Genomic DNA, 19365 nt, shown 5'->3' on the forward strand with positions numbered 1-19365 from the left:
GGTCAAACCCCCGTCAACGGCCTGCGGCACCATCGCTAATCGCGGCGGCGGTAACGAGGCCGCAGTGCAACAGCCGCGATCATGGCGGCCATCGCCTCCGTGGCATGGTGCAGGTTCCTGCGACCGGATAGTGTGATTGCATTCACAGAGGCTTGTGCAGTGGTTTGGGCCGACCTGTCATGCGCTCGTCGCACTTTGCGCGGTTTGACCTTTGCGCGAGGCGATGGCTTTGTGGTCGGGACGCCAAGCCATTCAAGAACAGCCAACAAGAGCGAAACCGATGGGAAACGCCTTCGAAATCTACGCCCTGCGCTATGCGACGATGTCGCCGCGCACGCCCCACCTCAACTTCCTGGTGCCCGATCCGCACGACACCACGGCGCAGGATCTCGATTATTTCGTCTGGCTGATCCGCGGCCATGGCCGCGACGTCCTGGTGGACACCGGCTTCAACGCCGAGGAGGCCAAGGCGCGCGCCCGCAAGCTGACGCTCAACCCGGTCGATGCGCTGGCCGCCTTCGGCGTCAGTGCCGATGCGATCCGCGACGTCATCGTGACCCATCTGCATTATGACCACGCCGGCAATCTGGATCGCTTCCCGAACGCCAAATTCCATCTGCAGGAACGCGAGATGAGCTACGCGACCGGCCGCTGCATGTGCAACGGCATGCTGCGCCATCCGTTCTCGATCGAGCACGTCACGCAGATGGTGCGCCATGTCTATGGCGAGCGCGTCACCTTCCATTCCGGCGACGGCGAGATCGCGCCCGGCGTCACCGTGCATCGCGTCGGTGGCCATTCCGACGGCCTGCAGGTGGTGCGGGTCGAGACCGCGCGCGGGCCGGTCGTGCTGGCGTCCGATGCTGCGCATTATTATGCGAACTTGCACAAGAAGAGCCCGTTCCCGATCGTCTACAATGTCGGCGACATGGCGCAGGGCTGGGAGACGGTCGAGCGGCTTGCCGGTCATCCCGACCGCTTTATCCCCGGCCACGATCCGATCGTCAGCGAGATCTATCCGCGCGCCAGCGACAAGGTCGATGCGTTCGCGCTGCATCTGGCGCCGTCGCGATCGTTCGCGAAATAGCCTCGCCGACCGGGCGAGGCGTATCTGCAACACGTCAAGAAACGTCAAAAAGAAGAAGCGATATGACTGAATACAAAACTCTCGGATTCATCGGCCTCGGCGTGATGGGTGAGCCGATTTGCCGCAACCTGGTCAAGAAGAGCGGCAAGCGCGTCGTGGTGTTCGACCTCGCGGCCGAACCGTTGCTGCGCCTGCGTGCCGATGGCGCCGATGTGGCTGAAACGGTCGCCGATGTCATCAAGCAGAGCGATGTGCTGTTCCTCTGCCTGCCGAGCGCCAGGCACGTGCGCGCGGTGTTCGAGGGCGACGGCATTCTGAATAACGTCAGAAGCGGCCAGATCGTGGTCGATCTGGGCACGTCTTCGGTCAGCCAGACCCGCGACTTCGCCGGGCAGTTGCAAGCCAAGGGCGCGGCCTGGGCCGACGCGCCGATCGCGCGCACCCGGCAGGCGGCGCAGGACGGCACGCTCAGCGTGATGGTCGGTGCGGTGCCCGTGCTCTATGCCGCGATCGAGCCCTTGATCCGCTGCTTTGCCACCGACGTCACCAATTGCGGCGAGGTCGGCGCAGGGCAGGTGACCAAGATCCTCAACAACATGGTGCTGTTCGAGACCGTGAACGCGCTGGCTGAGGCGGTTGCGGTGGCGAAGCACAATGGCGTCGATCCTAAGCTCTTGCTGGAAACCCTGTCGAAGGGCTCGGCCGACAGCTTTGCGCTGCGCAACCACGGCATGAAGGCGATCGTGCCCGGCGTGTTTCCGGAGCGCGCGTTCTCGACCGAATATGCGCTGAAGGATCTGTCCTACGCGCTGGAGCTCGCCGCCGACGCCGGCATCAAGATCCGCGGCGCGGAGCTGATCGGCACCGTGCTACAGGAGGCGATCGACACGGGATCGAGGGATAATTATTTCCCTGTGATCGCGAAGCATATCGGCGGGGCGTAAATCCCTCCATCGTCATTCCGGGGCTCGCGAAGCGAGAGCCCGGAATCCATTCCACCACAAGTAATGCGGCTCGATGGATTCCGGGTTCGTGCTTCGCACGCCCCGGAATGACATCGGAGGGAGTCGCGGGCAAACATTCCACACCGTCACCCCCGCGCAACGGCATCGCCGTTGTCGCTGGAGGAGCGCACTCTTTGCGCGCGTCTCGAAGGGTCGACGGCCACCAGCCGGGCCGTGCATCCTTCGAGACGCGCTGCGCGCTCCTCAGCGACTGTGTTCTTCGTCAAGCGGGTTGCCATGGTTTTTGGTCCCTGAGCATGGCGTTGAGGGTGGTGAGAACTTTGCGCGCAACGGCGATGAGGGCGACCATCTTGGGCTTTCCAGCGGTCACCAGGCGCCGATAGAAGACCTTGAGCTGCGGATGGTACCGGCTGGCCGACAGAGCGGCCATGTAGAGCCCGGCGCGCAGCTTGGCTCTTCCGCCGCCGATCATGCTCTTGCCCTTCCAGCGGCCCGACTGGCGGGTGAACGGGGCAAGACCGGCGAGGCTCGCGATCTGGCGCCGATTGAGTGCGCCGAGCTCCGGCACCTCGGCAAGGAAGGTCCGCGCGAGGGTGTTGCTCACGCCAGGAAAGCTGACCAGCAGTTCCTCCTTGGCGCGCCAGACTGGCGAGCCGCGCACCAGCGTGTCGATGTCGTTGTCGATCTCCGGCAGCTCCTTCTCGAGGACCTTGATATGGCGGGCAAGGCTCTTGCGGACGCGGACGTTCTCGGCCCGCTTCTCGCGCTGACGCTCGGCAACGATCATCTCGATGATCTGCCGTCGGCGACTGACCAGTTCAGCCAGCAGCCGAGCTTCCTGATCCGGCATGGCACGTGGCTCCGGCTTTACGGCCTCGACAAACCGCGCGATGACTGCCGCATCGATCGGGTCCGTCTTGGCACGCTGACCAACCGCCTGCGCGAAGTGCCGGATCTGGGCCGGATTGACCACCACCAGCGGCAGCTGGGCGCCCGCCAGCGCAGCAGCGACGATGGTCTCGAAGCCGCCGGTTGCCTCCACCGCAATCAGCGCCGGCGAGATCACCTGCAAGCGCGCAACGAGCTCTTCCAAGCCTTTGCCGTCACGTGCCACGGCAAAGGCTTCTCCGCTTGGACGCACATGCACGTCCAGCCGGTCCTTCGACACATCAATGCCAACGTAGATCGCGTCCATCTGCACCCATCCTTGCGCAACCGGGCTCGCCAGGCGGCCTCGCGACTGTTCGGGTTCAATGGAACAACGGACGGGGCGCCGCGCTGAGGCACGGGCTTCAAAGCCCTTGGATGAAGCGGTCTCCCGTCCGCTACCGCACCGGACACTCTATCCGATCCGGCGATTCGAGACTTACAAGGATGACGGGTTGAGTGAGCCTAATACACGTCCTTCGCGTCGGCTTCTTCGCTGGTTTGCACCAGCTCGAGGCTGGTCTCCACCTTGCCGAGCAGGCGTGCGAGATCGCGGCGCTCCTGCGCGGACAGGCAGGACAGGATCTCCTGCTCTTTGCGCAGCAGGCGCGGGATCAGCTCTTCATACAGCGCCTGGCCCTTCTTGGTCAGTCGCAGGCGGAATTCGCGGCGGTCGTCGGCGTTCTCGACGCGCTCCACGATCTCGCGCTCCATCAGCGCCGACACCGCGCGGCTGATGGTGGATTTATGCGTGCGGGTGCAATGCGCGATGTATTGCGCGCTGCAGGGATCATTGCGGAAACCGAGCGTCGCGAGCACACGCCATTCCGGAATATCGAGGCCGTAACGCGCCTGATATTCGCTCGACAGCGCCGAGGACACCTCGGCCGCCAGCCGGTTCAGGCGGAACGGCATGAAGTGGAAGAGGTCGAGGCGCTTCTTGGTCGGCGCGGTATTGTCGCGCGCATCCGCTTCCACGGCGCTGCGCGGCCGCATCGGAGGCTGGCTTGCAGAGGTCCTGGCCAAAAATTCCTCCAATTTGAGTTGACGGCGAGCTCGACTGGGAGTTTAAGATAGTTGCAAGTGAGACTAATTTAGCAAGGTCGCGCTCGGCCCGCAAGGTCTTGTCGCAAGCCGGTCACACAAGCCGCAGTCCGTGCCACAGACAAGGGCCGGCGCCAGGGAACATCCAGGGTCACGCAATGGCAGCCAACACGGCACAGGCCAAAACCCAGTTCGGCTATCGCCGTCATCCCGACCAGGAGCGGTCGGGCGCCAACGTCGCGGAGCATCCGGTCGTGGTGGTCGGCGCCGGGCCGGTGGGGCTGTCGCTCGCGATCGATCTTGCGCAGCGCGGCCAGCGCGTGGTGCTGCTCGACGATGCCGACCGGATCGGCGAGGGTTCGCGCGCGATCTGCTTCTCGAAGCGCTCGCTCGAGTTCTGGGATCGCCTCGGCGTCGGCGACCGCATGGTCGAGAAGGGCGTGGTGTGGAGCGTCGGCAAGATCTTCCACGGCGCCTCGCAGCTCTACCAGTTCAATTTGCTGCCCGAAGAGGGGCACAAGCGGCCCGCCTTCATCAACCTGCAGCAGTTTTACGCCGAGGCCTATCTGGTCGACCGGGTCGAGCAACTGCCCGACATCGATCTGCGCTGGCGCAACAAGGTGATCGCGCTGGAAAGCCGCAACGATGGCGTCGCGCTGACGATCGCGACACCCGAAGGCTCCTATCAGGTACACGCCTCCTTCGTCGTCGCCTGTGACGGCGCCCGCTCGTCGCTGCGGCAGATGGTCGGCGCGGACTTTGCGGGGCAGGTGTTCGAGGACCAGTTCCTGATCGCCGACGTCAAGATGACCGCGGCATTCCCGACCGAGCGCTGGTTCTGGTTCGATCCGCCGTTCCACGCCGGACGCTCGGCGCTGCTGCACAAGCAGCCGGACGACATCTGGCGGATCGATCTGCAGCTTAATCCGGATGCCGATCCGGTGGCCGAGAAGCAGCCCGAGAACGTGCGGCCGCGGATCGAGCGCATGCTCGGGCATGACAAGTTCGAGTTCGAATGGATCTCGCTGTACAAGTTCCAGTGCCGCCGGATGGCAAAATTCATCCACGGCCGCGTGATCTTTGCGGGCGATTCCGCACACCAGGTCTCGCCGTTCGGCGCGCGCGGCGCCAATTCCGGGCTCGAGGACGCCGAGAATCTGGCCTGGAAGCTCGATCGCGTGCTGCGGCGGCTGTCGCCGGAAGGCCTGCTGGAGACCTATCACATCGAGCGCAGTGCGGCGGCGGATGAGAATATCCGCGAGTCCACCCGCTCGACCGATTTCATGGCGCCGGTGACCCGGCAGGAGGCGCGGCTGCGCGAAGCGGTGCTCTCGCTCGCCAAGGATACCGAGTTCGGCAAGCGCATGGTCAATGGCGGCCGGCTGTCGGTGCCGTCGGTCTACGACACGCCGCTGTCGAGCGGCGATCGCGACGACTGGCGCGGCGGCCCGCGGCCGGGCGCCTCGATGCTGGATGCGCCGGTGACCGAGCAGGGCGGCGGTTCCAGCTATCTGACCGATGTTTTCATCAGGCAGGGAACGCGTTTCACGCTGCTGGAGTTTGGCAATGACGCGGCCGTCGATGTGCCTGACGGCGTCGGCACTATCCGCGTCGGCGGCGAGGGCGGGCTGGTCGACGCGCAAGGCCTTGCCGGCAAGCGCTATGATGCCGAGCCCGGCACCGCCTATCTGCTGCGGCCGGACGGCTACGTCGCGGCGCGCTTCCGGAACGCGGCGCGGCCGGCACTCGATGCGGCGCTGGCGCGCGCAGCCGGTCTGAACTGAGGAGCAGTCATGGCGCTGTCGACCAGTTCGAACTTCGCAAAGCCCGACGACGCCTTCCGCGCCATCGTCGAGGCGCATCGCGGCCTCACCGAGGCGCAGAGCGCCGATCTCGATGCCGCGCTGGTTCTGGTGCTCGCCAACCACATCGGCGATCTCGACGTGCTGCGCGAGGCGATCGCGCTGGCGAAGCGGCGGACGCTGGACGCGAGCCAGCAGCAACAACAGCAACAACAATAGCACTGATCAAACGGACAGGATTGAACTGATGGCCAAAGGTTTTGCATCGACCACGGATCTCGCGGAGAAGAAAGTCACCTTCTCCGAGATCGGAACTGATCTCTATGCCTTCACTGCCGAGGGCGATCCCAACACCGCCGTCATCGTCGGCGAGGACGGTTGCCTGGTGTTCGACGCCCAGGCGACGCCCGCAATGGCCAACAAGGTGATCGAGCGGGTCAAGACCGTCACCGACAAGCCGATCAAATACGTCGTGCTGTCGCATTATCACGCGGTGCGCGTGCTCGGCGCCTCGGCCTATCACGCGCAGGGCATCGTCGCCTCGCAGGAGACCTATCGCCTGATCCAGGAGCGCGGTCAGCAAGATTGGGATTCCGAATACGGCCGCTTCCCGCGGCTGTTCCAGGACGCCGCGAGCATTCCCGGCCTGACCTGGCCGACGCTGACCTTCGAAGGCGAGATGTCGATCTATCTCGGCAAGCGCGAGGTGCGGCTGATGCAGCTCGGCGCCGGTCACACCTCGGGCGATATCGTCGCCTGGGTGCCGGACGCCGAGGTGATGTTCTCCGGCGACCTGATCGAATATCACTCGGCCTGCTATTGCGGCGATGCGCATCTGCGCGAATGGCCGATGACCTTGAACGAGATCCGCGCCTTCAATCCCAAGGCGATCGCGCCGGGCCGCGGCGATGCGCTGAAGGGCCTCGAGACCGGGCGCGATGCGATCGCGATGACCCGCGATTTCGTCACCACGCTCTACGGTGCCGCCGAATCCTCCGTCGCCAAGGGCCGCAGCCTGAAGGAATCGATGGCGGCGACACGCGAGGTGATGGATCCGAAATTCTCTGACTTCGCGATCTACGAGCACTGCCTGCCGTTCAACGTTTCGCGTGCCTATGACGAGGCGTCCGGGATCGACGATCCCGTGATCTGGACCGACAAGCGCGACCAGGAAATGTGGGCTGCCCTGCAAGGAGGATAGCGATGAACATCAACACCTCGCCTGATCAGATCGTTCGCAGCTCGGGGCAAGTCACGCCGGGCTACATGTCCGGCTTCGGCAACAGCTTTGAGACCGAGGCGTTGCCCGGCGCGCTGCCGATGGGGCGCAACTCGCCGCAGCGCTGCGCCTATGGGCTCTATGCCGAGCAGCTATCGGGCTCGCCGTTCACGGCGCCGCGCGGCACCAATGAGCGCTCATGGTTGTATCGCATCCGTCCATCGGTGCGGCACTCCGGCCGCTTCGCCAAGGCAGATTGCGGGCTGTGGCGCACCGCGCCGTGCCACGAATACGACATGCCGATCGCGCAGCTGCGCTGGGACCCGGCGCCGATCCCCAAGGAAGACATGACGTTCCTGCAGGGCGTGCAGACCATGACCACGGCCGGCGATGCCAATACCCAAGCCGGCATGGCGGCGCACATCTATCTCATCACCAAATCGATGGTCGATCAGCACTTCTACAATGCCGACGGCGAGATGATGTTCGTGCTGCAGCAGGGCAATCTGCGTCTCGTCACCGAGTTCGGCCGCATCGATGCCGAGCCCGGCGAGATCGTGGTGATCCCGCGCGGCGTGAAATTCCGCGTCGAGATTCCGAACGGCCCGGCGCGCGGCTATCTCTGCGAGAATTACGGCGGCGCCTTCACGCTGCCGGAACGCGGCCCGATCGGCGCCAATTGCCTGGCCAATTCGCGCGATTTCCTGACGCCGGTTGCGAGCTATGAGGACAAGGACACGCCGACCGAGCTCTACGTGAAGTGGGGCGGCGCGCTGTTCAAGACCACGTTGCCGCATTCGCCGATCGACGTCGTCGCCTGGCACGGCAATTACGCGCCCTACAAATATGATCTCCGCACCTTCTCGCCGGTCGGCGCGATCGCGTTCGATCATCCCGATCCGTCGATCTTCACGGTGCTGACCTCGCCGTCGGAGACCACCGGCACCGCGAATATTGACTTCGTGATCTTCCCGGAACGCTGGATGGTGGCCGACAACACCTTCCGCCCGCCGTGGTACCACATGAACATCATGTCGGAGTTCATGGGGCTGATCTACGGCGTCTACGACGCCAAGCCGCAGGGCTTCGTGCCCGGCGGCATCAGCCTGCACAACATGATGCTGCCGCACGGCCCCGACCGCGAAGCCTTCGAGCACGCTAGCAACAGCGAGCTGAAGCCGGTGAAGCTGACCGGCACGATGGCCTTCATGTTCGAGACCCGATACCCGCAGCGCGTGACGCAGCATGCCGCGACGTCATCGACGCTGCAGGACGATTACTCGGATTGCTGGAAGGGGTTGGAGAAGAAGTTCGACCCGACCAAGCCGTAAACACAACTCTCCGTCATTCCGGGGCATCGCGAAGCGATGGGCCCGGAATCCATAACCACCATAATGAGTATGGATTCCGGGCCTGCGCCTGACGGCGCATCCCGGAATGACGGCGGAAATAATATCCGACCATTTCAGGGACGAGACCATGGCCCACCCCAACGACCCATCCCTCCGCTCCTTCATCGACGTCGCCCCGACCTCCGACTTCCCGATCCAGAATCTGCCCTACGGCGTGTTCTCGTCGAAGGACGGCCTTGCGCCGCGTGTCGGCGTTGCGATCGGCGATTACGTGCTCGACCTCTGGGAGCTCGAGCAGGACTCGCGGCTCGATGTCGGGCCGCTCGGCGTGTTCTCGCAGCCGTCGCTCAACGCCTTCATGGCGCTGGGGCCGAAGGTGTGGTCGGCGACGCGGGCGCGGATCAGTGAGCTGTTGCGATCAGATCATCCGGAGCTGCGCGACAACAGGGAGTTGCGGGCGCGGGCGCTGGTGCCGATGGCTGACGTCCGGCTGCACATGCCGTTCGCCGTCTCGGGCTATACCGATTTCTATTCGTCGAAGGAGCACGCCACCAATGTCGGCGTCATGTTCCGCGGCAAGGACAATGCGCTGCAACCGAACTGGCTGCACATGCCGATCGGCTACAACGGCCGCGCCTCGACCGTGGTGGTTGGCGGCACCAAGGTGCGGCGGCCGCGCGGCCAGCTAAAGCCGCCGACTGCGGAGGTGCCGAGCTTCGGCGCCTGCAAGCGGCTCGACTTCGAGCTCGAGATGGGCGTGGTGGTTGGCCAGGCATCAGCGATGGGCGAGATGCTCACCGAGAAGCAGGCCGAAGAGATGATCTTCGGCTTCGTCATCCTCAACGACTGGAGCGCGCGCGACATTCAGCAGTGGGAATACGTGCCGCTCGGGCCGTTCCAGGCCAAGGCGTTCGCGACCTCGATCAGCCCGTGGGTGGTGACGCGCGAGGCGCTGGAGCCGTTCCGGATGCAGGGCCCGGCGCAGCAGCCGGAGCCGCTGGCGTATCTCAAGCAGACCCAGCCGAACAATTACGATATGCAGCTCAATGTGAGCTTGCGCGCCGGTGCGATGAACGAAGCGAAGACGATCTGCAGCACCAACTTCAAATACATGTACTGGTCGTCGGTGCAGCAGCTGGTGCACCACGCCTCCAGCGGCTGTGCGATGAATGTCGGCGATCTCTTAGGCAGCGGCACGATCTCCGGTCCCGAAAAGCACCAGCGCGGCAGCCTCCTGGAAATCAGCTGGAACGGCACCGAGCCGGTCGAGCTTGGCAGCGGTGTGACGCGCTCGTTCCTCGAAAACGGCGACTCGCTGGTCATGCGAGGCTGGTGCCAGGGCGACGGCTATCGGGTCGGCTTTGGCGATGTCGAAGGCACCATCGTCGCCGCGGAGTGACGAATCCGTCATGCCGGGGCGATGCGCAGCATCGAACCCGGAATCTGGAGATTCACCGATGCGCAATCGCGCATCTGAGGTCTGGTCCTTCGGACGATCCCGGAATGACCGGCTGGCTGATTAGCGCTCCTCCGGCCTGACATCCCGCAGCCGCGCCGTGTTCGCCGCGCAGTCCTCGAGGCTGTATTTCAGATGCACCCGCTTGTCGGACGGCGGCTGGTTCACGGTGCAGACGCCGGGGCGCCACGGCTTGGCCGGGCGGATCGGCCGCGGCGCAAAACCGCCGCCGCAGTTCGGGCAGACATTGCCGAGCTTGGTCTCCGCACAATCCGCACAGAACGTGCATTCGTACGAACAGATCCGCGCCTCCAGCGCGCTCGGTGGCAGGTCCTTGTCGCAATACTCGCAGTTCGGTCGCAGCTGCAGCGCCATGGTCGTCTCTCTAGCTGGATGTTGGATGAATGATCGCAGGTCGTGTCACCGAAGCGAATGACGGAATTCCCTCGATTTGCGCCAGTCAGGTCTGCAGAGCCTTCAACGGCAGCCTGGTGCTCTCCTTCAGGCGGTCGAGCACGATCGATGAGCGCACGTGGGCCACGCTCTGATGCGGCATCAGCACGTTGTTGACGATGTCGGACAAGCTCTTCAGATCGCGTAGCATCACCTTGAGCACGTAATCGGCATCGCCGGTCAGCGCATAGGCTTCCTGGATGTCGTCGACGCGGTTGACCAGCTCGCGAAACCGCTTCGCGTTGTCGGGCGAGTGGGTCGCAAGCGTGATGTGGATGAAGGCGATCAGGCCGAAGCCAAGCGCCTCGCCGGCGAGGTCGGCGTGGTAGCCCGCGATCACCTTCTCCTCCTCCAGCCGCATGCGCCGCCGCGAGCATTGCGAGGCGGACAGCCCGACCAGGTCGGCGAGTTGCTGGTTGGTCAGCCGACCGTCGTCTTGCAGCGCGGCGAGCATTTTGAGGTCGAAGGCATCGACGTCTGGCATGCGCGAATGGTCCAATTCATGCACGGATCGTGCGCGATTTTAGCAAATCAGGGGCTATTTTGCACGCACGTTGCGCAGCAGGTGACGGAAGCTGATCTCCAGACAAATCAGGGAGTTACCGTCATGGGTCCGTTTCCGCACGATGCGCCGCCGGCCGAAATCAGCACTGAGAACCCGATGGGCACCGACGGCTTCGAGTTCGTCGAATATGCCCACCCCAACCCCGGCGAGCTGCATGCCCTGTTCAAGCTGATGGGTTTTGTCGCGGTTGCCCGCCACAAGACCAAGGCCATCACGGTCTATCGCCAGGGCGACATCAACTATCTCGTCAACGAAGAGCCGGGCACTCACGGCTTCAATTTCGTCGCCGCGCACGGCCCCTGTGCGCCGTCGATGGCGTTCCGCGTGGTCGATGCGAAGCATGCCTATGAGCGCGCGATCGCGCGCGGCGCCGAGCCGGCGAATGTGTCGTCCGCGGAGAAGACGCTCGATGTGCCCGCGATCAAGGGCATCGGCGGCAGCCTGCTGTATTTCGTCGACCGCTACGGCGCCAAGGGCTCGGCCTATGATGCCGAATTCGAGTGGTTGGGCGCCGCCAACCCGCGCCCCGCGGGCTCCGGCCTCTATTACGTCGATCACCTCACCCACAACGTCCATCGCGGTCGGATGGATGTCTGGACCGGCTTCTATGCCAAGCTGTTCAACTTCCGCCAGATCCGCTTCTTCGACATCGAGGGCCGCGCGTCCGGCCTGTTCTCCCGCGCGTTGACCAGCCCTGACGGCAAGATCCGGATTCCGATCAACGAGGATGCCGGCGATTCCGGACAGATCGAGGAATATCTCAACATCTATCGCGGCGAGGGCATCCAGCACATCGCCTGCGGCGCGCGCGATATCCATTCGACGGTCGAGACGCTGCGCGCGGAGGGCCTGCCGTTCATGCCGTCGCCGCCCGAGACCTATTTCGAGCGGATCGACGCCCGCCTGCCGCAGCATGGCGAGGACACCGCGCGGCTCAAGACCAACGGCATCCTGATCGACGGCGAAGGCGTGGTCGACGGCGGCCAGACCAAGGTGCTGCTGCAGATCTTCTCAGCGAACGCGATCGGGCCGATCTTCTTCGAATTCATCCAGCGCAAGGGCGACGATGGCTTCGGCGAAGGCAACTTCAAGGCGCTGTTCGAATCGATCGAGGAAGACCAGATCCGCCGCGGCGTGCTGAAGGTCGATCACGCGGCCTAACTGCTGAGTGGCGACCGCGGCGCAATACGTCGTCATTGCGAGCGAAGCGAAGCAATCCATCTCACCGCTCGCGGAGATATGGATTGCTTCGTCGCTTCGCTCCTCGCAATGACGGCGGAGTTACTTCCCCGCCTTCCACGCACTCGTCACGTCCCCGATGCTTGCCAGCTCCGGCTCGCGGATCGCGGACGGCGTGCGCGAGAAGCGCGGCGCGGGGGCGGGCTGGGTGACGCCGTGACGCTCGACGAACACCTGGCGTGCGGCCATGTGCGGATGCTTCGGCGCCTCTTCCATGGTCAGGATCGGGGCGAAGCAGATGTCGGTGCCTTCCATGATTGTGCACCAGTCCGCGCGCGACTTGTTCTTGAACACCTTCTCCAGCTTCGCCTTCAGTGCCGGCCAGGCCTTGCGGTCCATCTGGGCGTCGAAGTCGGCGTCGGTTAGGTCGGCATGCTTGCGCAGCAGCGCATAGAACTGCGGCTCGATCGAGCCGATCGAGATGAAGTTGCCGCAGGAGCATTCGTAGACGCCGTAGAAATGCGCGCCGCCATCCAGGAAGTTCTGGTCGCGGCCGCCGCTCCAGCGGCCCTGCGCCGCCATGTCGTAGAACATCGACATCAGCGAGGCCGCGCCGTCGCACATCGCGGTGTCGACCACCTGGCCCTTGCCGGACTTCTGCGCTTCCAGCAGCGCAGCGAGCACGCCGACCACGAGATAGAGCGCACCGCCGCCGAAATCGCCGACCAAATTGAGCGGCGGCACCGGCTTCTCCTTGGTGCCGATCGCGGCCAGCGCGCCTGTGATCGAGATGTAGTTGATGTCGTGGCCGGCGGCGTTGGCCAGCGGGCCTTCCTGGCCCCAGCCGGTCATGCGGCCGAAGACCAGCCTCGGATTGCGCGCGAGCACGACATCGGGACCGAGGCCGAGGCGCTCCATCACGCCCGGACGAAAACCTTCGATCAGTGCGTCGGCATGGCTGAGCAGGTCGAGCACTTCAGCGATCGCCGCTTTGTTCTTCAGGTCGAGCTCGATGACCTTGCGGCCGCGGGTCGCCACCGCCTTCAAATTCTTGCCCGCGCCGACCCGATCGAGGGTGATGACCTCGGCGCCCATGTCGGCGAGCAGCATGCAGGCGAACGGGCCGGGGCCGATGCCGGCGAATTCGACGATGCGGAAGCCGGCGAGCGGGCCCGAGGTGCGGGCAGCGGTTTGGGAGGCGGGTTTATCGAGCACGTTGTTATCCGTTCGTTGTGGGCGTTAAGCGGCTGAGGTGCTTACGGCTGGCTTGGTGCCGAATGTCCTGCGTTCTCCCAGCCGTCCGTGGGACGGTATTTTTAATTAGCTGATTAGCTAAATTGTCTCGCCGAACGCGCGATGAGGCAAGCGTCTTTTGCCCCGAAGCGCCGGTAAAACGAGACGCCGGTCAAACGCGAACGGCGCGCATCGCTGCGCGCCGCCGCTCGACTTGTGTTTAGGCGCTATCAGCCGGCGGCAGTCACCGCCCGCTGTCCCATCACCTTGATCAGGTTGGCGCGATAGTCCGCCGAGCCGTGGATGTCGGCGAGCAGGCCGCTCGCCGGAATCGTCACGCTGTCGAGCGCCGAGGCCGCCCAGTTCGCCTTCAACGCCTGCTCGATCGGCGCCACCCGCATGACGCCGCTTTGCGACGCACCGGTCGCGGTGACGCGGACGTCACCCGACTTGGTCTTGGCGACGAACACGCCAGTCAGGGCGAAGCGCGAGGCCGGGTTCGGAAACTTGGCATAACCCGCCTTGGCCGGAATCGGGAACGAGACCGCGGTGATGATCTCGCCATCCTCGAGCGCCGTCGTGAACAGGCCCTTGAAGTAGTCATCCGCCGCGATCGAGCGCTTGTTGGTCTTGACCGTCGCGCCGAGCGCCAGCACCGCCGCCGGATAATCCGCCGCCGGGTCGTTGTTGGCGAGCGAGCCGCCGATTGTGCCGCGATGACGCACGGCGGGATCGCCGATCATCGACGCCAGATGGGCAAGCGCCGGGATCGCCTTCTGCACGGCGTCGCTCTGCGCCACGTCGTAATGCGTGGTCGCGGCCTTGATAGTGACGGTGTCGCCGGACACGTCGATGCCGATCATGTCCTTGATCTTGGCGACGTCGATCACATCGGATGGGGCAGCAAGGCGCTGCTTCATCACGGGGAGCAAGGTCTGTCCGCCGGACAGGAACTTGGACTCCGTGCCCTTGGCGAATTGCGCCACAGCATCGTCGATCGAGGAAGCGCGGTGATAAGTGGTCTCGTACATGGCTCTTCCTCCCTCAACCGTGAATGGCGTGCCAGACGCGATCGGGCGTCGCCGGCATTTCCAGCTTGTTGTTGCCGATGGCGTCCGTGATCGCGTTGATCACGGCAGCAGAGGCGCCGATCGCGCCGGCTTCGCCGCAGCCCTTGACGCCGAGCGGGTTGCCCGGACACAGCGTCGTGGTGTGGGAGAGCTGGAACGACGGCAGGTCGTCGGCACGCGGCATGGTGTAGTCCATAAACGACGCGGTCACGAGCTGACCGGTGTCGTCATAGACCGCGCCCTCGAGCAGCGCCTGGCCGATGCCCTGCGCAAGGCCGCCATGGACCTGGCCCTCGACAATCATCGGGTTGATCAGCCGGCCGAAATCGTCCGCCGCCACGAAGTCGACGAAGGTGGTCTTGCCGGTGCCCGGATCGACCTCGAGCTCGCAGATATAGGCGCCGGCCGGGAAGGTGAAGTTGGTCGGGTCGTAGAACGCCGTCTCCTTCAGGCCGGGCTCCATGCCGTCGGGCAGATTGTGCGCGGTGTAGGCGGCGAGCGCGACCATCGGCAGCGCGATCGCCTTGTCGGTGCCGGTGACCTTGAACTCGCCGTTCTCGATCACGATGTCGCTCTCGGACGCCTCGAGCGCGTGCGCCGCGATCTTCTTGGCCTTGGCTTCCACCTTCTCCATCGCCTTCACGATCGCCGCACCGCCGACCGCGATCGAGCGCGAGCCGTAGGTGCCCATGCCGAACTGCACTTTGTCAGTGTCGCCATGGACGATCGAGACCTGGCTGATCGGCACGCCGAGCCGCTCGGCGATGATCTGGCAGAACGTCGTTTCGTGGCCCTGGCCGTGGCTGTGCGAGCCGGTGAGCACCTCGATGGTGCCGACCGGATTGACGCGGATCTCGGCCGATTCCCACAGGCCGACGCCGGCCCCTAAGCTGCCGACCGCCTTCGACGGTGCGATGCCGCAGGCCTCGATGTAGCAGGAGACACCGATGCCGCGCAGCTTGCCGTCGGCTTTCGCCTTGGCCTTGCGGGCCGGGAAGCCGGCATAGTCGATCGCCTTCATCGCCGCATCGATCGAGGCGTGGAAGTCGCCGATGTCATACGCCATGATCACAGGCGTCTGATACGGGAACGCGTTGATGAAGTTCTTCTTGCGCAGCTCGGTCGGATCGACCTTCAGCTGCCGCGCCGCCGTCTCCATCATGCGCTCGAGCAGATAGCTTGCCTCGGGACGGCCGGCGCCGCGATAGGCGTCGACCGGCGTGGTGTTGGTGTAGACGCCGATCACCTCGGCATAGATCGCCGGGATCACATACTGGCCCGACAGCAGCGTCGCGTAGAGATAGGTCGGCACCGCCGAGGAGAACAGCGACATATAGGCGCCGAAATTGGCGTGGGTCTTCACCCGCAGGCCAAGGATCTTGTTGTCCTTGTCGAACGCCATCTCCGCCTTCGAAACATGGTCGCGGCCATGCGCGTCGGTGAGGAACGCCTCCGAACGGTCGCCGGTCCACTTCACCGGGCGATTGACCTTCTTCGACGCCCACAGCGCCACCATCTCTTCCGGGTAGATGTAGATCTTGGAGCCGAAGCCACCGCCGACGTCGGGTGCGATCACCCGCAGCTTGTGCTCGGGCGCGATGTTGTAGAACGCCGACAGCACGAGGCGGGCGACGTGCGGATTCTGTGAGGTCGTGTAGAGCGTGTAGTGCTCTTCGGCCTGGTCGTATTGCGCGACCGCCGCGCGCGGCTCCATCGCGTTCGGCACCAGGCGGTTGTTGGTGAGCTCGAGCGTCACCACGTTGGCGGCCTTGCTGAAGGCGTCGCCGACCGCGGCTTCGTCGCCGATATGCCAGTCATAGACGATGTTGCCGGGGGCTTCGGGATGCAGTTGCGGCGCGCCCGACTTGATCGCGGCTCTGACGTCAGCCACCGCGGGAAGCTCCTCGTAGTCGATGACGACGGCTTCCGCCGCGTCCTTGGCCAGGTTCTTGGTCTCGGCGATCACGACCGCGACCGCCTGTCCGACGAAGCGCACGGTCTCCGGCGCCATCGCCGGCCACGCGCCCATTTTCATCGGCGAGCCGTCTTTCGAGGTGATGGCCCAGCCGCAGATCAGATTGCCGACCTTGTCGTCGACGATCTGCTGTCCGGTCAGCACCGCGATCACGCCGGGCATCTTCATGGCCTCGGTGGAGTTGATGCCCTTGACCTTGGCATGTGCATGCGGGCTGCGGATGAAGTGAGCGTAGCTCATGCCGACCATCTTGACGTCGTCGACGTATTTTCCTTGTCCGGTAATGAACCGGCGATCTTCCTTGCGCACGACGCGTGCGCCAATTCCTTCAACACCCATAGTCTAGTCCTCCCAACGGAGATTCGATTTGCCGCCGTTTCCATCGAGACCGGCGGTGATGAGCTTGATCGTGTGTACTGCGTGGGCCGGCTATTCGGCGGCCTGCGCGACCTTCATGCGGCCGGCGGCATCGAGCACCGCCTTGACGATGTTGTGGTAGCCGGTGCAGCGGCAGATGTTGCCTTCGAGCTCGTGGCGAACCGTTTCCTCGTCGAGCTTGCCGCCATGGCGGTGCACGATATCGACCGCGGACATGATCATGCCGGGGGTGCAATAGCCGCATTGCAGGCCGTGATTGTCGCGGAACGCCGCCTGCATCGGGTGCAGCTCGTCGCCCTTGGCGAGGCCTTCGATCGTGGTGACGTTGGAGCCCGCGGCCTGGCCGGCCAGCATGGTGCAGGATTTGACTGCCCGTCCATCGACATGGACGACGCAGGCGCCGCACTGGCTGGTATCGCAGCCGACATGGGTGCCGGTGAGGTTGAGGTTTTCGCGCAAGAGATGCACGAGGAGGGTCCGGTCCTCGACGTCGACCGAAACTGCCCTGCCGTTTACCGTCAGTTTGACTGTAGACACGCGTTTCTCCCAATAGCTTCGTTATGGGCCCAGTAGACCACGCTTCATTTGGGACGTAACCGCGATCAAAGTCGTAGGTGCGGCCCTGTCGTGAAGGCGCCGGGCTGTATTTCCGATCCTAGCAGGCAGCCGTTCGAGGGGCAATTTGCAAGCTGCCATGGGCATGCTCCGGCGCGACGAAATCACGCCGCAGTGCAAGCGGTTTTCGGCAGGCGGATGGTGTGACGGCGCGCCGAAAATCGCCGCCGCGATTGCTACTACCTTCCGCCTATAACGACGCAATTGCGTTGCTGTCATTTTCAATGGCGACGCAGCGACAGCAGATCGCTGGTTCATGAAATTGGGTATCGATCCGCGCGCGCGATGCATCCATCGCGGCAACGAAACCATATTGGAGGAAGCCAATGAAGCTGAGGAGCGGGATTTTCTTTGCCGGTGTGTCGCTGGTTGCCATGGTGATGGCAGGCATTGGCGCGTCAAAAGCGAATGATTCCGTCGTGAAGGCGGCGTCCGATCCGAACGGATGGGCGATTGCCGGCCACGACTACGGCAATACGCGCTTCAGCCCCCTGAAGCAGATCAATTCCGAGAATGCCGGCAAGCTGCAGCTGGTCTATTCGCTGTCGCTGGCCTCGCTGCGCTCCAACGAGTCGTCGCCGCTGGTGATCGGCAAGATGCTGTATGTGTCGACATCGTGGGGGCCGAAATACGTCTATGCGGTCGATGCCGCGACCGGCGCGCGCAAATGGACCTGGCAGCCGGACATTCCGGATGACGTGCTTCAATACGCCTGCTGCGACGTCAATAACCGCGGCGTGTCCTACGCCGACGGCAAGATCTTCGTCGGCCGGCTCGACGGCAAGCTGACCGCGCTCGACGCCGAGACCGGCAAGGAGCTCTGGACCTCGACCGTCGTAGACTACAAGCAGGGCTCGGTGATCACCTCGCCGCCGCTCATCGTCCGCGACAAGGTGATCACCGGCTTCGGCGGCGGCGAATACGGCGTTCGCGGCTCGTTGCAGGCGTTCTCGCTCAAGGACGGCAAGCTGCTCTGGCAGACCTACACGGTGCCGGCGCCGGGCGAACCCGGCAGCGACACCTGGAAGGGCGACACCGGGCTGCATGGCGGCGGCGCCGCCTGGCTGGTCGGCTCCTACGACGCCAAGTCCGACACGGTCTACTGGGGGACTAGCAATCCGGGACCCTGGAATACCGGCGTGCGCTCCACCGGCGACGGTAATTTCGGCAAGCTGACCAACCTCTACACCGCCTCGACGCTGGCGATCGATCCGAACACCGGCAAGATCAAGTGGCACATCCAGGGTACGCCGGCTGACGCCTGGGATTATGACGGCGTCAACGAGCTGCTGCTCGCCGACCTCAAGATCAAGGGCAGCGAGACGCCGGTCCTGATGAAGGCGGACCGCAACGGCTTCTTCTTCGTGGCCAACCGCGAGACCGGCAAGATGATCTCGGCCGAGAAGTACGTCTTCGCCAACTGGGCCAAGAAGTGGGACATCACCACGATGCGGGCGGAAGAGGATCCGGACAAGCGTCCGGGCCCCGGCCATCCCGCCAAGGACATCTGTCCGAACCTGATCGGCGGCAAGAACTGGCAGCCGATGTCGTTCAACCCGCAGACCGGCCTCGTCTACATCCCGACCAACAATGTCTGCATGGATTGGTCGGTCTCTGACGTGAACTACAAGCGCGGCGTGTTCTACCTCGGCGCCGAATTCCCGACCAAGGAAGGCCCCGGTGGCTTCCTCGGCGAACTCGTGGCCTGGGATCCGGTCGCCAACAAGAAGGTGTGGAGCATCAAGGAAGACCTGCCCTTCAACGGCGGCACGCTGACGACGGGCGGCAATTTGGTGTTTTCGGGCAATCTGCACGGCGATTTCCGCGCCATCGATGCCAAGAACGGCAAGGTGGTGTGGAGCAAGAACCTCGGCAGCGGCATCGGCGCGGGTCCGGTGACCTATTCGGTCGACGGCAAGCAGTATGTCGCGATCGTGGTCGGACGCACCGCGGCGCTGCCGGCCTTCCTCGGTGACATCGGCAAGAAGATGGTCGCCGCGGCGCCCGAAGGCGGCTCGCTGTTCGTGTTCGCCCTGCAATAACGA

General features: G+C 64.3%; 17 protein-coding genes. 9 read left to right on the forward strand and 8 right to left on the reverse strand.

Going from position 1 to position 19365, the window contains the following annotated elements; translation table 11 throughout:
• The first annotated feature begins 280 nt into the window (after positions 1-280).
• Together ACE103_RS01740 and ACE103_RS01745 are read left to right on the forward strand one after the other, a co-directional pair.
• On the forward strand, positions 281-1087 hold the full coding sequence (locus ACE103_RS01740) for an N-acyl homoserine lactonase family protein (protein ID WP_375778096.1): 807 nt from the start codon (positions 281-283) through the stop codon (positions 1085-1087).
• A gap of 62 nt (positions 1088-1149) precedes the next feature.
• Positions 1150-2031: an NAD(P)-dependent oxidoreductase gene (locus ACE103_RS01745; protein WP_375778097.1), complete on the forward strand. Its 882-nt coding sequence runs from the start codon at positions 1150-1152 to the stop codon at positions 2029-2031.
• Between the two features lie 283 nt (positions 2032-2314).
• Here ACE103_RS01745 and ACE103_RS01750 read toward each other — a convergent pair whose 3' ends face one another.
• Both ACE103_RS01750 and ACE103_RS01755 read right to left on the reverse strand, forming a co-directional pair.
• The gene (locus ACE103_RS01750) at positions 2315-3247 is read right to left on the reverse strand and encodes an IS110 family transposase (protein ID WP_375777642.1); all 933 of its coding nucleotides are present in this window, start codon (positions 3245-3247) and stop codon (positions 2315-2317) included.
• A gap of 197 nt (positions 3248-3444) precedes the next feature.
• A complete protein-coding gene (locus ACE103_RS01755) occupies positions 3445-4005 on the reverse strand; it encodes a MarR family winged helix-turn-helix transcriptional regulator (RefSeq protein WP_375778098.1) in 561 nt (186 codons plus the stop codon).
• 176 nt (positions 4006-4181) lie between these two features.
• Here ACE103_RS01755 and ACE103_RS01760 point away from each other — a divergent pair, with 176 nt between their 5' ends.
• From ACE103_RS01760 to fahA, 5 genes are all read left to right on the forward strand, one after another.
• Positions 4182-5807, forward strand: a complete 1626-nt coding sequence (locus tag ACE103_RS01760; RefSeq protein ID WP_375778099.1) for an FAD-dependent oxidoreductase — start codon at positions 4182-4184, stop codon at positions 5805-5807.
• 9 nt (positions 5808-5816) lie between these two features.
• A complete protein-coding gene (locus ACE103_RS01765) occupies positions 5817-6044 on the forward strand; it encodes a DUF2783 domain-containing protein (protein ID WP_092121894.1) in 228 nt (75 codons plus the stop codon).
• Positions 6045-6072: 28 nt separating this feature from the next.
• Positions 6073-7026, forward strand: a complete 954-nt coding sequence (locus ACE103_RS01770; RefSeq protein WP_375778100.1) for an MBL fold metallo-hydrolase — start codon at positions 6073-6075, stop codon at positions 7024-7026.
• Between the two features lie 2 nt (positions 7027-7028).
• The gene (gene hmgA / locus ACE103_RS01775) at positions 7029-8375 is read left to right on the forward strand and encodes a homogentisate 1,2-dioxygenase (protein ID WP_375778101.1); all 1347 of its coding nucleotides are present in this window, start codon (positions 7029-7031) and stop codon (positions 8373-8375) included.
• Positions 8376-8523: 148 nt separating this feature from the next.
• The gene (gene fahA / locus ACE103_RS01780) at positions 8524-9795 is read left to right on the forward strand and encodes a fumarylacetoacetase (RefSeq protein WP_375778102.1); all 1272 of its coding nucleotides are present in this window, start codon (positions 8524-8526) and stop codon (positions 9793-9795) included.
• Between the two features lie 120 nt (positions 9796-9915).
• On the opposite strand, the gene ACE103_RS01785 is transcribed toward fahA, so the two are convergent.
• Both ACE103_RS01785 and ACE103_RS01790 read right to left on the reverse strand, forming a co-directional pair.
• Complete coding sequence (locus ACE103_RS01785; protein ID WP_223974492.1) at positions 9916-10227, reverse strand: DUF1272 domain-containing protein; 312 nt, start codon at positions 10225-10227, stop codon at positions 9916-9918.
• 85 nt (positions 10228-10312) lie between these two features.
• Positions 10313-10789 (reverse strand): Lrp/AsnC family transcriptional regulator, encoded by a 477-nt coding sequence (locus ACE103_RS01790; RefSeq protein WP_223974494.1) that lies wholly within the window; start codon positions 10787-10789, stop codon positions 10313-10315.
• Between the two features lie 123 nt (positions 10790-10912).
• Between ACE103_RS01790 and hppD the strand changes: the two genes are divergently transcribed.
• Positions 10913-12031, forward strand: coding sequence for a 4-hydroxyphenylpyruvate dioxygenase (hppD, locus tag ACE103_RS01795; protein ID WP_375778103.1), 1119 nt, complete (start codon positions 10913-10915; stop codon positions 12029-12031).
• A 120-nt stretch (positions 12032-12151) separates the two neighbouring features.
• Here hppD and ACE103_RS01800 read toward each other — a convergent pair whose 3' ends face one another.
• From ACE103_RS01800 to ACE103_RS01815, 4 genes are all read right to left on the reverse strand, one after another.
• Positions 12152-13264, reverse strand: a complete 1113-nt coding sequence (locus ACE103_RS01800) for a CaiB/BaiF CoA transferase family protein (protein ID WP_375778104.1) — start codon at positions 13262-13264, stop codon at positions 12152-12154.
• 248 nt (positions 13265-13512) lie between these two features.
• Complete coding sequence (locus tag ACE103_RS01805) at positions 13513-14313, reverse strand: FAD binding domain-containing protein (RefSeq protein WP_375778105.1); 801 nt, start codon at positions 14311-14313, stop codon at positions 13513-13515.
• Between the two features lie 13 nt (positions 14314-14326).
• Positions 14327-16666, reverse strand: coding sequence for a xanthine dehydrogenase family protein molybdopterin-binding subunit (locus tag ACE103_RS01810; protein ID WP_375778106.1), 2340 nt, complete (start codon positions 16664-16666; stop codon positions 14327-14329).
• Positions 16667-16756: 90 nt separating this feature from the next.
• Positions 16757-17242 (reverse strand): (2Fe-2S)-binding protein, encoded by a 486-nt coding sequence (locus ACE103_RS01815; RefSeq protein ID WP_097675807.1) that lies wholly within the window; start codon positions 17240-17242, stop codon positions 16757-16759.
• A 404-nt stretch (positions 17243-17646) separates the two neighbouring features.
• Between ACE103_RS01815 and ACE103_RS01820 the strand changes: the two genes are divergently transcribed.
• Entirely contained in the window at positions 17647-19362 is a 1716-nt protein-coding gene (locus ACE103_RS01820) for a PQQ-dependent dehydrogenase, methanol/ethanol family (protein ID WP_375778107.1), read from the forward strand.
• Positions 19363-19365 lie beyond the last annotated feature (3 nt).

This window comes from Bradyrhizobium sp. ma5 (assembly GCF_042258955.1).
In the GTDB taxonomy this organism is placed as follows: Bacteria; Pseudomonadota; Alphaproteobacteria; order Rhizobiales; family Xanthobacteraceae; genus Bradyrhizobium.